The 12,922-nt window shown below is 38.2% G+C and carries 12 protein-coding genes; 5 read left to right on the forward strand and 7 right to left on the reverse strand.

Going from position 1 to position 12,922, the window contains the following annotated elements; translation table 11 throughout:
• Positions 1-133 precede the first annotated feature (133 nt).
• A complete protein-coding gene (locus tag NL42_RS11365; RefSeq protein WP_461312825.1) occupies positions 134-1,153 on the reverse strand; it encodes a type I glyceraldehyde-3-phosphate dehydrogenase in 1,020 nt (339 codons plus the stop codon).
• A gap of 273 nt (positions 1,154-1,426) precedes the next feature.
• Between NL42_RS11365 and alaS the strand changes: the two genes are divergently transcribed.
• The 3 genes from alaS (at position 1,427) to csrA (ending at position 5,909) form a co-directional block, all read left to right on the forward strand.
• A complete protein-coding gene (alaS, locus tag NL42_RS11370) occupies positions 1,427-4,063 on the forward strand; it encodes an alanine--tRNA ligase (RefSeq protein WP_461312832.1) in 2,637 nt (878 codons plus the stop codon).
• A 65-nt stretch (positions 4,064-4,128) separates the two neighbouring features.
• Positions 4,129-5,409, forward strand: coding sequence for an aspartate kinase (locus tag NL42_RS11375; RefSeq protein ID WP_461312826.1), 1,281 nt, complete (start codon positions 4,129-4,131; stop codon positions 5,407-5,409).
• Between the two features lie 245 nt (positions 5,410-5,654).
• The gene (gene csrA / locus NL42_RS11380) at positions 5,655-5,909 is read left to right on the forward strand and encodes a carbon storage regulator CsrA (protein WP_003652701.1); all 255 of its coding nucleotides are present in this window, start codon (positions 5,655-5,657) and stop codon (positions 5,907-5,909) included.
• Positions 5,910-5,976: 67 nt separating this feature from the next.
• Here the strand turns inward: csrA and rnhB are convergent, their stop codons facing one another.
• Together rnhB and NL42_RS11390 are read right to left on the reverse strand one after the other, a co-directional pair.
• The gene (gene rnhB / locus NL42_RS11385) at positions 5,977-6,543 is read right to left on the reverse strand and encodes a ribonuclease HII (protein ID WP_461312827.1); all 567 of its coding nucleotides are present in this window, start codon (positions 6,541-6,543) and stop codon (positions 5,977-5,979) included.
• 70 nt (positions 6,544-6,613) lie between these two features.
• Entirely contained in the window at positions 6,614-7,003 is a 390-nt protein-coding gene (locus NL42_RS11390) for a hypothetical protein (protein WP_461312828.1), read from the reverse strand.
• Positions 7,004-7,240: 237 nt separating this feature from the next.
• On the opposite strand from NL42_RS11390, the gene NL42_RS11395 reads away from it, so the two are divergent.
• The gene (locus tag NL42_RS11395) at positions 7,241-7,798 is read left to right on the forward strand and encodes a cytochrome b (protein ID WP_005299282.1); all 558 of its coding nucleotides are present in this window, start codon (positions 7,241-7,243) and stop codon (positions 7,796-7,798) included.
• A 44-nt stretch (positions 7,799-7,842) separates the two neighbouring features.
• On the opposite strand, the gene NL42_RS11400 is transcribed toward NL42_RS11395, so the two are convergent.
• The 3 genes from NL42_RS11400 to NL42_RS11410 all read right to left on the reverse strand — a co-directional run bounded on the left by NL42_RS11400 (position 7,843) and on the right by NL42_RS11410 (position 10,826).
• On the reverse strand, positions 7,843-8,841 hold the full coding sequence (locus NL42_RS11400) for an adenosine deaminase (RefSeq protein ID WP_461312829.1): 999 nt from the start codon (positions 8,839-8,841) through the stop codon (positions 7,843-7,845).
• A gap of 117 nt (positions 8,842-8,958) precedes the next feature.
• The gene (locus NL42_RS11405) at positions 8,959-10,278 is read right to left on the reverse strand and encodes an NCS2 family permease (protein ID WP_004793782.1); all 1,320 of its coding nucleotides are present in this window, start codon (positions 10,276-10,278) and stop codon (positions 8,959-8,961) included.
• A gap of 320 nt (positions 10,279-10,598) precedes the next feature.
• Complete coding sequence (locus NL42_RS11410; protein ID WP_013198505.1) at positions 10,599-10,826, reverse strand: hypothetical protein; 228 nt, start codon at positions 10,824-10,826, stop codon at positions 10,599-10,601.
• A 572-nt stretch (positions 10,827-11,398) separates the two neighbouring features.
• On the opposite strand from NL42_RS11410, the gene NL42_RS11415 reads away from it, so the two are divergent.
• Positions 11,399-12,121, forward strand: a complete 723-nt coding sequence (locus NL42_RS11415) for a pirin family protein (protein ID WP_461312830.1) — start codon at positions 11,399-11,401, stop codon at positions 12,119-12,121.
• Positions 12,122-12,200: 79 nt separating this feature from the next.
• On the opposite strand, the gene NL42_RS11420 is transcribed toward NL42_RS11415, so the two are convergent.
• Positions 12,201-12,821, reverse strand: a complete 621-nt coding sequence (locus NL42_RS11420) for a TetR/AcrR family transcriptional regulator (RefSeq protein ID WP_461312831.1) — start codon at positions 12,819-12,821, stop codon at positions 12,201-12,203.
• Positions 12,822-12,922: the final 101 nt, after the last annotated feature.

Here is a 12,922-nt window from a genome sequence, read left to right on the forward strand (position 1 = left end):
TTTAATGTTTGCGAATCATACAAATAGATATAATTTTACACAACACTAATATTTAGAATTTTAATTATTTTAGAAATTAATAATCATAAAAAAGGATGTTAATTTAACACCCTTAAATGATTTAAATTTACATTTAGAAAGAATCACACAGGTCCAATAATCGATTTGCATAGCCCCATTCATTATCATACCAAGCAAATACTTTAGCTTGATGCCCAACGACCATGGTCTGAGTTAAATCAACGATGAGTGAATAAGGAGAATGATTAAAATCACTTGAAACTAATGGCTCATCAGTAACAGCCATAATTTCCACATAATCTGTCTGAGATGCTTTAATCAGCAATTCATTAATATGATGAACTGTAATCGGAGATTGAGCAATAAAAGTTAAGTCAATTGCAGCTACATTAATGGTGGGTACGCGAATTGAATAACCATCGATACGGTCTTCCATTTTAGGCATAACACGTTTTAATGCACCGAGCGCGCTAGACGTGGTTGGGATAATATTTTGCCCAGATGCTCTAGCACGACGTAAATCACGATGCGCATGATCCAGTACAGATTGATCTGCCGTTACTGCATGAATTTCGGTCATAAGCGCAGTTTCAATACCAAAAGCATCATCAATGATTTTCACCAATGGAACTAAAGCCTGTGTAGTACATGAAACGCTTGATATGATCTGATCTGTTACTTTGACTTCATTATGGTTCACACCATAAACAATGGCTGCATCAACATGGTCAAAAGGCGCTGCCCCAATAATGACCCGCTTCGCCCCTGCTTGTAGATGACGCGTTGCATCAGCATGAGAACGAAACAGTCCTGTACACTCAAGCACCACATCAATATCTAAACTAGACCATGGTAAAAGTTCGGGTTGTTCCTGCTTTAAAACCTCAACTTTTAGCGTTCGTTGATTTGAATGAATATTCAAAAAAACTTTTTCATTTTCAATAAATATTTCCACATTTCCATTGAAACGGCCATGTGTTGAGTCATATTTAAATAAATGCACTAATGTTTGTACATCTGCTATATCGTTAATCGCCACGATTTCAAATTGAAATTGTTTTGGGCTCTCAAACCAGGCACGTAAAACATTACGTCCAATTCGACCAAACCCATTAATGGCGATACGTTGCATGACCTATCCTTATCTACAAAACTACAGGCTAAAGAAGGCATATAGTAAAGCACGTCACGCCTAGTTGAATATAGATTTTTAGCCAAATCACAGTTTTGTAAGATATTCCTTTTAAAATCGTTGGTTCGGTGGGGTTTTTCCGCTACAATTTAGCGTTTTTAAAAAATAAGCCCCGTATCACATGCTAAAGTTTGGCATAAAACAAACGAGCATTGATGATACATTTAGCCAAATTCGAAAATATGGAGTGACTTGGTTGTGAGTACTCGTTTAATGACATCTGCTGAAATTCGTGAAGCATTTTTGCGCTACTTTGAGACGCAAGGGCATACACGTGTCGCGTCGAGTTCTCTTGTTCCTGCCAACGACCCAACTTTATTATTTACAAATGCTGGGATGAACCAGTTTAAAGACTGCTTCTTAGGTCTTGAAAAACGTGACTATATACGTGCAACTTCATCACAAAAATGTGTACGTGCTGGTGGTAAACACAATGATTTAGACAACGTTGGTTATACTGCTCGTCACCATACATTCTTTGAAATGTTAGGTAATTTCTCATTTGGTGATTATTTCAAACGTGATGCACTTAAATTCGCTTGGGAATTTTTGACTAGCGATGAATGGCTAGCTCTCCCTAAAGACCGTTTATATGCGACCGTTTATCACACCGATGATGAAGCTTACGACATCTGGAATAAAGAAATTGGTTTAGCGCCTGAACGTATTATCCGTATTGGTGATAATAAAGGCGAAAAATACGCATCTGATAACTTCTGGGCAATGGGTGACACAGGTCCATGTGGTCCATGTTCTGAAATTTTCTTTGACCATGGCGATCACATTTGGGGTGGTTTACCGGGCTCTCCTGAAGAAGATGGCGACCGTTTCATTGAAATCTGGAATAACGTTTTCATGCAGTTTAACCGTACTGCTGATGGCGTGCTTCACCCACTCCCTGCTCCATCTGTTGATACAGGTATGGGCTTAGAGCGTATTTCTGCTGTATTGCAACATGTTAATTCAAACTATGACATTGACTTGTTCCAACACTTATTAAAAGCTGCTGCAAACATTATTGGTATTGAAGACGAAGGTCAGCCTTCTTTACGTGTTGTTGCAGACCATGCGCGTTCATGCTGTTTCTTAATTGCTGATGGTGTAAACCCTAGCAATGAAGGTCGCGGTTATGTACTACGCCGTATTATTCGTCGCGCTGTGCGTCATGGTAATAAGCTTGGTGCAACTGGTACGTTCTTCTACAAAATGTTGCAACCTTTAATCGAAGTTATGGGTGAGGCTTATCCTGAGCTCGCAGCTCGTAAAGATGTGATTGAAGCAACTTTAGTTCGTGAAGAAGAACAGTTTGCTAAAACACTTGAGCAAGGTTTAAAACTACTCGAAGGCGAACTTGCTCAATTAAAAGACAAGACTATTCCTGGTGCGACAGTCTTCAAACTTTACGACACTTACGGCTTCCCAACAGACTTAACTGCTGATATTGCACGTGAACGTGACTTTATTATTGACGAAGCTGGTTTTGAAGTAGAAATGGCTGCTCAGCGTCAACGTGCGCGTGATGCTGGTAAATTCGCTATTGACTATAACAGCATTGTACAAGTTGAAGGCGAAACACAGTTTGACGGTTACATCAACACCACTGGTCAAGGCCAAATTGTAGCGATCTACAAAGATGGTGTACAAGTTGATGAAGTTTCTGAAGGCGACGAAGCACTTATCGTTTTAAACCAAACTCCTTTCTATGCAGAAAGTGGTGGTCAGATTGGTGACACAGGTATCTTCAAAAACGAAACTGGTATTTTTGAAGTTCAAGATACGAAAAAGTCAGGTGGTGCCTTTGTTCATCAAGGTATTGTGACCGTTGGTAATCTTAAAGCCGATCAAAACGTTGAAGCGATTGTTAAAGCAGACATTCGTGAGGCAACAGCTCGTAACCACTCGGCAACTCACCTATTACATGCCGCCCTTCGTCAAATTTTAGGATCACACGTACAACAAAAAGGTTCGTTAGTTGCAAGTGATATCTTACGTTTTGACTTTGCTAATGACCAACCAGTAACGTTTGAACAGTTACAACAGGTTGAGCGTTTGGTAAATGCAGAAATTATTGCAAATACCGCAGTAACAACTGAACTACTTGGCATCGAAGCAGCAAAAGCCAAAGGCGCAATGATGTTGTTCGGTGAAAAATACGGTAGCGAAGTTCGTGTTCTCGCTATGGGTTCAGTAATTGATGAGAAAAACTTTTCGATCGAACTTTGTGGTGGTATTCACGTTAAGCGTACAGGTGATATTGGCTTATTTAAAATCACTTCTGAAGGTGGTGTAGCTGCTGGTGTACGCCGTATTGAAGCAGTTACAGGTACTAAAGCTTTAGATGTAGTACAAAAAACCGATTCAGACATCCAGCACATTAATGGTTTATTAAAAGCACAGAAAGACCAAACTGTAGAGCGTGTACAAGCCAATGTTGAATTGGTTTCTGCATTACAAAAGCAGATTGAACAGCTCAATCAGAAATTGGCAAACTTCCAAGCGTCAGAATTGATTGATCAGGTACAAACGATTTCTGGTCGTCAAACGCTTATTACCACTGTTCAAGGTGTAGATGCGAAATCACTTCGCAACTTGCACGACAGTGTTAAATCAAAATTAGAGAACGCAGTTATTGTGTTAGCTGGCGTAGAGGGTGACAAAGTTAGCCTGCTTGCTTCAGTTGCATCACAATACATTGCAAATCTAAAAGCAGGTGACATCATCAAGCATCTAGCAACCGAGTTAGGTGGTAAAGGTGGTGGTAAACCTGACTTAGCACAAGGTGGCGCGCCACTTAACGAGAAGTTTGGACAAGTTATTGCTGCATTACCTGCATGGCTTGAACAAAAATAAGACTTCACTTTTTGTGTAACTGACCCTGAAAAGCCTCTCAGGGTCATGGCTTATATGGAAAAACTATGGCATTAATCGTTCAAAAATATGGCGGTACTTCTATGGGTACCCCCGAGCGCATTTTAAATGTTGCTCGTCGTGTTAAGCGTTGGCATGATCACGGTCACAAAGTTGTTGTGGTCGTATCTGCAATGAGTGGTGAAACAAACCGCTTACTTGCTCTCGCTAAAGCCATTACCGAAACACCTGACCCACGCGAGTTAGACCAAATGGTTTCAACCGGTGAACAGGTGACGATTTCCATGTTAGCTATGGCACTTAATTCGATTGGTGTGGAAGCTAAATCCTATACCGGACGTCAAGTCGGTATTAAAACTGACAGTGCATTTACCAAGGCGCGTATTGAGTCTATTGATACAGATGTCATGAGCAATGACCTAGATGCAGGCCGTGTTATTGTCGTTGCGGGTTTCCAAGGCTTTGATGCTAACGGAAATATCACAACGCTAGGCCGCGGTGGTTCAGATACTTCAGGTGTTGCTCTTGCTGCTGCTCTAAAAGCAGATGAATGCCAAATTTATACTGATGTAGATGGCGTTTACACCACTGACCCGCGTGTTGCTCCTAAAGCCAAAAAAATCGACCGTATTTCTTTTGAAGAAATGCTAGAAATGGCTTCATTAGGTTCAAAAGTTTTACAAATTCGCTCAGTAGAATTTGCCGGAAAATATCAAGTTCCTTTACGTGTATTATCAAGTTTTGATAATGATAACGACGGCGTGTTTGACGAAGAATTTAAAGAAAATGTAGGTACACTCATTACGACTGAGGCGGAAGATACTATGGAACAGCCAATTATTGCAGGTATTGCTTTTAACCGTGACGAAGCAAAATTAACGATTTTAGGTGTACCTGATGAACCAGGTATTGCTTCTAAAATTTTATCACCAGTAAGTGATGCCAATATCGAAGTCGACATGATAGTGCAAAATGTTGAAGAAGATGGCACAACAGATTTCACTTTCACTGTAAACCGTGTTGATTTAGCGAAAGCTGAAAAAATCTTAAATGAAACTGCCAAAAATATTGGCGCACGTGAAGTTTCAACACGCGATGACATCGTTAAAGTGTCTATCGTTGGTGTAGGTATGCGTTCACATGCAGGGGTCGCGAGCAAGATGTTCACTGCCCTTGCTGACGAAGGCATCAACATTCTTATGATTTCAACTTCTGAAATTAAAGTTTCTGTCATTATTGATGAGAAATATCTTGAACTTGCTGTTCGTTGTCTACATACCGCTTTTGGTTTAGACCGTGAACATGGTGAAAGCAGCGCCCGCGCTTAATTTTACCAAACGGTCAATAATTCATTAAAAAATGTTTACTTGTCCGACAATAATCAAAGAAAACACAGAGCCGCTATAGTTTTTTTTATAGCGGCTCTGTTATATTAAACGGAAAGTTTTTTGGCAGTGATTATCAAAATATGACTTTGTTCTCATATTTCTGTTAGAATCTGACTGAAAACTGAGGTTGAGCTTTTATTTGGGTACCAATATTGCAGTTTTAAGCGTTTAGCAAGGAGATAAACATGCTGATTCTGACCCGCCGTGTCGGGGAAACATTAATGATTGGGGATCAAGTCAGTGTTACTGTGCTTGGCGTCAAAGGAAACCAGGTTCGTATTGGTGTGAATGCACCAAAAGAGGTTTCTGTTCATCGCGAAGAAATTTATCAACGTATTCAACATGAACGTGCAATGCATGAACACCTTCAACATCTTGATCAAGATTATCAAGTTTCTTTTGAAGATGATAATTTTGCACAGAAAAACTTCAATCGTTAATATGAAGTTATTCTCTCCCTAATTAAAGCGACTTTCTAGTCGCTTTAAATTTTTTAGGACTTTGTATTTATAGGCCTAGAGCACGTTTAACAGGAGCATAGCTACGGCGGTGCTGATCAATTACCCCATGCGCTGCAATCGCTTCAAAATGCGCTTTAGTTGGATATCCTTTATGTTTGGCAAAACCAAATAATGGATATTGCTGATCTAGTTCCTGCATTTGTCGGTCACGTGTAACCTTTGCCAGAATACTTGCTGCACTGATCTCAGGATGACTCGCATCTCCCCCAACAATCGCTTCACAAGGAATAATAATTCCTTTTGGAATTTGATTACCATCTACAATCACTTTTTGTGGTTGAGCTTTTAAACCATCAACTGCACGTTGCATGGCCAAAAAGGTCGCTTGTAAAATATTTAATTCATCAATTTCAGCGTGCGTTGCTTCTGCAATTGACCAAGCTAAGGCTTTTTCTTGTATTTCAATAAACAACTTTTCACGTTTCTTTTCAGTTAATTTTTTAGAATCATTTAATCCTTCAATCGGATTATTCGGATCTAAAATAACAGCCGCTGCCACAACGGAACCTACTAATGGGCCACGTCCCGCCTCATCTACACCAGCAATAAACATTTACTCTTCACCTTTAAACAAAAGAGGCTGATCAATAGTAATCAGCCTTCTTTAATACAAAAATCATTACTTACTTTTGTAAAGCTTCTGCCACACACTCATTTACAGTTTTTGAAACTACTTGATTTACAATTGTAGCACGTGCATTTACATCAAATGCAGCCGCAGCCAATTCTACTGCTGTCACACTATTTGGTGCCTTTTCGCTCACACAACCACAAACATTAGTTTGAATACTGTCACGTTGCTCAGCAGTCATAAGCTTTGTTGCTGTCTTCCAAGCCGAAACATTATTAATCTCTGTAATACATTTCGCATTTACAGCAACTTTTAATGCAGCAACACCCAACTGTTGAGTTGTGGTTTGTGCAGAAGTAGAGCCTGTACCCGTACCTGTAGTCGTTGCACACGCTGTTAAAGCTAAAACAACTGGCGCTAGAGCGAGCATCAATTTTTTCATCATTTTTTCCTTTGATTGAACGTTGGCAGCGCGTATTGTGCCTAAACTCGACTTTAGAAGAAACAAATAATTTGATGCATTTATGCAATCTTTTTCCTCCAGTAAAACTCAGCTCATCAAATGCATTTTTCCTTAACCGTTCTGTTTTTAGCACGCTCTGTTACATTTAAAACATTTCTCAAAATCAGTGGTTTCTCATAAAATTGAAAATCAAAACGACAAAAAAATAGGTTTTTTATGCCTGCTGTTTCATCTCAGTATTACACCCGTACCGCACAAATCCTGCATTGGGTGATGGCAATCATTTTCATCGCAGCATGGGCTATTGGTTTCTATAGTGGAAATTTTTTAAGTTATGACGTTGATGGCCCCTTTAAAGGCGATGTCATTACGCTGCACAAAAATATTGCAACCACCATTATCTTTTTGGTGATTATCCGGATTTTATGGCGCTATACACATCCAGCTCCAAAATTACCAGATACGATGTCTCCAATGATGAAAACTCTGGCACATGTTGGTCATCTATTGCTTTATGTGATTTTGGTGGCTTTACCTGTCACAGGTTGTTTATTTAGCTGGAGCGCTGGTCACCCTGCCCCTGTTTTATATTTATTTGAAATTCCGCGTTTAGTACAAGATAACCCAGAGCTTTTAGCTGTTGTTAAACCATTACACGTTTATATTTCTTGGTTTGCAGGCTTGCTTATTGTTGGGCATGTGCTTGCGGCTTTAAAACATCACTTTGTTGATAAAGACAATATTTTAAATAGTATGACCAAACAACCTAAATAAAACGTATGTATAAAAAAACCGCCTGAGATAGGCGGTTTTTTTATTTAGATTTTTTGGATTTCTGCAATCCACTTTTGTTTTTCTTCATCTGAAATGAAAGAGGCTTCAAAAGAGTTAATTGCGAGTTGCTTCAACTCATCATTGTTTAAGTCTAAAGCTTGTTGGATAGCAAAGAAATTATCATTCATATATCCACCGAAATATGAAGGATCATCTGAGTTAACCGTCACGTGTACGCCTTTTTGCAATAGACGACGGATATTATGATCTTTCATATCCTGAACAACACATAGCTTTAAGTTACTTAAAGGGCAAACAGTTAAAGGCATTTTTTCATTAATTAAACGCGTCATTAATTGTTCGTCTTCTTCAGAACGTACACCATGATCAATACGATTCACTTTGAGTAGATCTAAAGCTTCCCATACATATTCAGGTGGACCTTCTTCACCAGCGTGAGCAACGATCAAGAAACCTTCTTCACGCGCCTTAGCAAAAACACGTTCAAATTTAGCTGGCGGATGCCCTACTTCACTTGAATCGAGGCCGACAGCAATAATGTCTTGTTTAAATGGTAAAGCCTGCTCAAGTGTTTCAAATGCAGCTTCTTCACTTAAATGACGTAAGAAACACATAATCAGTTGAGAGCTGATACCAAACTTAGCTTTGGCATCTGCACAAGCACGCTTTAAACCACCAATCACTGTTGAGAACGCAACACCACGGTCAGTGTGAGTTTGCGGGTCGAAGAACATTTCTGTATGAACGACATGATCTTCGGCGCATTTTTCAAAATAAGCCCATGCTAAATCATAAAAGTCTTGTTCATGTACAAGAACATTTGCACCAGCATAGTAAATATCTAAGAATGATTGAAGATTATGAAAGTTATAAGCTTGCTTTACTTCTTCAACAGATTTGTAAGGAATCTGAATCTGATTGCGCTGGGCAATTGCAAACATTAATTCAGGTTCAAAAGTCCCTTCAATATGTACATGCAATTCGGCTTTTGGTAAGGCGCGAATCAGCTCGACTTGATTCATATTAACTCCACATCTAAAGAAAAAAGGGTGTGGTCAAAATCACACCCTTCTATTAATTTTCTTCTTATTAGAAACTATGACTAAGATAGCTTAAGAAGAAAACTATAAAAAATCATATTAACCGCCAAACGCGATAAATTTAAATACCCAAAGTGCAGCAATAATCCATACCATATACGGTACAGTTTTTGCCTTACCTGTGAATAATTTAACTAATGCATAGCTAATAAAACCCATTGCGATGCCATCAGCAATTGAATAGGTAAATGGCATAAATACAATAGTTAAAAATGCTGGAACAGCTTCTGTAATATCATCCCAATCGATATGAGTGATACCTTGAATCATCAACACACCAATGAACAATAAAGCTGGCGCTGTTGCAAAACCTGGTACAGATTGAGCAAGAGGTGCTAAAAATAAACAGCAGATAAATAGGACAGCAACCACAACAGCAGTTAAACCAGTACGTCCACCTGCTGCTACGCCTGAAGCTGATTCAATATATGGCGTAGTTGAAGATGTACCTAATGCAGCACCAGCAACAATTGCAGTAGAGTCTGCAAATAATGCTTTCTTCAAACGAGGTAATTTACCGTCTTGTAAAAGACCCGCACGGTGTGAAACACCAACCAAAGTACCCGTACTGTCAAATAAATCAACAATAAAGAATACGAAGATGACGCCGACCATACTTGCTGTAAATAGACCTTTAAAGTCCATTTGCATGAATGTTGGTGCAATTGAAGGGATTTGACCCACTACACCTTTAAATTCGTTTAGACCTAAAGCAGTAGCAATGCCTGTAACGACTAAAATACTAATAATGATTGCACCGCGAATCTTTAATTGATGTAAAACTACAATCATTAAAAATCCGAATAGTGCTAATAGTACTGTCGGTTGTTTGATATCACCCAAACCGACTAATGTCGCTTGATTATCAACAATGATTCCAGCATTTTTTAGTGCAATCAGTGCTAGGAATAAACCAATACCACCACCGATTGCAAACTTAAGTGACATCGGAATCGCATTGACAATCGCTTCACGAATTTTAAAGAAGCTAATTGCAAGAAAAACAAGGCCTGAAACAAAAACAGCCGCTAAAGCTGTTTGCCATGGCACGCCCATCCCCATACAAACCGAGTAGGTAAAGTAAGCGTTTAAACCCATACCAGGGGCCAGTGCGATTGGATAATTTGCAATGATCCCCATTACTAAACATCCGATTGCTGCTGCCAAACAGGTCGCAACGAATACGGCACCATGATCCATGCCGGTTTCAGATAAAATGAGTGGATTGACAATAATGATGTAACACATCGTTAGGAATGTAGTTACACCAGCAAGAACTTCAGTTCGGAAAGTGGTTTTATTGTCGCTTAACTTAAATAAACGCTCTAACCAGCCTGCCGAAGAATTGGGCGCCGCCATAAGTAGCCTCTATGCAAAATCTGAACTGTGGAATATTTACGTCTATGTAGGTCGCTGAACAATATTGTTTTTCTGTTCAGCCCTATAAACAAGAATCTCAAACTTATGAAGCAACAAATATGCCACTCATTTGGTTTCTAGTTCGTACATAGGAAATAGCCACAGCCCCTCTTGAAACACAAAAAAGCTGCATAACCCCTATGCAGCTTTTTTACTATACGTTAAATAAGTTTAACAGATTCAACAGAAACATGATCAAAATTTATGAAAAGATATGACCAATGACAAAGTAAAATTCAGAAATTTATCATTCAATATTTTTAGAAAATAATTCTTTTCTCACTTATATATCCTTGCAAATTATAAGAAGCCAAATTGCTGTGGTGAGCATGATTAGGATTGCGTTCGATACTTTGTAAATTTTGTTCTGCTTCTTGAATGATCCGCATTAGCTCTTGATGTCTTTTATTTTGAGTATCTAAATAGGCCCAATATCCCAATACAAAGACGATACCCACGCACAACACTATTAATACTTTATTGATCATTATTATTATCTCTATGTTTTTAATGTTAATGATCTTAACAAAAAATTATAGCTTTGTGAATATTTTCACATTTATTTACAATAATACACTCTTACTCAAATTATTGAAAAGAAAGGTGATTTTAAATTCATCATTCCAATAAGTGATAAATACAAAACATTTCCATTGAAAAGTAACTTTATTTCAAAACAGTTTAGGTTTAGTTATTTTCAATATTAGCTTTTTATTCATATTCATTATTAAGTTCATTTAAATACACAGGGTAGACTAATGTGTATATCGCATGAAATATCTCTAAGTTTTCTACCAATTAAATAGGATAAAAAGATTCATTTTTCTTTCAATTGTTCTATTTAAAAGTGTTTGTCGATCTCGCTATTTCTCGATTTTCATCTTTAGCTTTAAAAGTAAAATTTCAATTTTAACCAAAAGAGCCCTTTTTCTTAGTCAAAAGATAATTTTCATTTAATCGTTCTAAAAATCGTACCAAGCTTTCCATTTTCAGTGCTTTATTACGATAAACGCTACGATAAACTACGCTCAGATAGAAAATTAAATCAGGAGAATACATCATGTTTGATATGCGTTTATCTCACGAGCGTGGTGCAGCACATCATGGTTGGTTACAATCAAAACATAGCTTTTCATTTGCTAATTATTGGGATCCAAAACAAGTCGGCTTTTCGGATCTGCTTGTAATTAATGATGATAACGTTGCCCCATCTAAAGGCTTTGGTACTCACCCTCATAATAATATGGAAATTATTTCCTACGTACTTGAAGGTGCATTAGAGCATAAAGACTCGATGGGTACAGGTTCTGTGATTGTGCCTGGAGACATTCAGCTGATGAGTGCAGGTCGTGGTGTTGCCCATAGTGAATTTAACCATTCAGCTCAAGAAGGCGTGCATTTCTTACAAATTTGGGTTGTCCCAAATGAAGTGAATACAGATCCGGGCTATCAACAAGTTCATATTGATGAAGCAGACAAACGCGGTAAATTGCATTTGATCATCTCACCAAAAGGTGGCGAGAAAACTTTATCTATCAAACAAGACATTAATATTTACTCAGGTCTGTTTGATGGTGAAGAAACTGCTGAATTTGCGATTCCTGATGGTCGATATGTTTACCTACACGTTGCCAAAGGTCGTGTTGATGTAAATGGTAAAACCTTTAACGCTGGTGATGCTGCACGTATTCGTGATGGCAGAAGCTTATCGTTTACCAATGGTGATAATGCCGAAATTTTGATTTTCGATATGCGTCCTGAAGAAGTTCCAACTATGCCATAATGCAAACTAAGCCCTCACATAAAACTTTATGTGAGGGCTTTTTATATGGTTTATTTGGATAGGAAAATTCTATCTCAGCTTAATGTTCTTCTGAGCGCGCTATCTCTGTATTGATATAACTCATAATCATCGTGGTTAACCCCTGTACCATCTCATCAAAACTAATGTAAGGATTTGGCAAGATCAGGTGCCGAGCGACATTAAAAATTCCACTATTAATACAAATATAGGTAATTACAGCCAGATTATTAATTTTTAGGTATTTAGGATTGTGCATCATATATTTCATGATAACTTCCATTAAAGCCTGTTCAATTTTTGGAATGTATTTGTCGTACTGTAACTCGCCTGCATAACGCAAAACAGTCAAATAGCGGTCGTTATTTTTCTTTAATAAATCACTAAAAGTATAAAAAATCATTTCAATGACAGGCTCTAACTCCAACTGTAAAATAGTCGGTGTAAGCTCTGTAATCATGTCCAGAATTTCCCGAACAAAGTAGTGATTCATCGCATCATATATTTCTTCTTTATTTTTAAAATATTCATATAAAGACCCAACACTCACTCCAGCAATTTCTGCAATATGGCGTGTTGTAGTGCCACTCGGGCCGTGAAGTGCCACTGCAATAAAACCTGCTTCAATAATCGTGTCGACAGTGACTTTGGCTCGAGTTTGACGAGGTTTACGCGTAGTCATACGATCTAATCAACAATCCGAACATAAAGTCAGATTAGCATGTAATTTGACTCAGAAGAAATATAAAAACAAAATCCGAATAGTTGTCAAACTTAGTAAAA

The sequence above is a fragment of the Acinetobacter sp. GN11 genome (genome assembly GCF_054823985.1).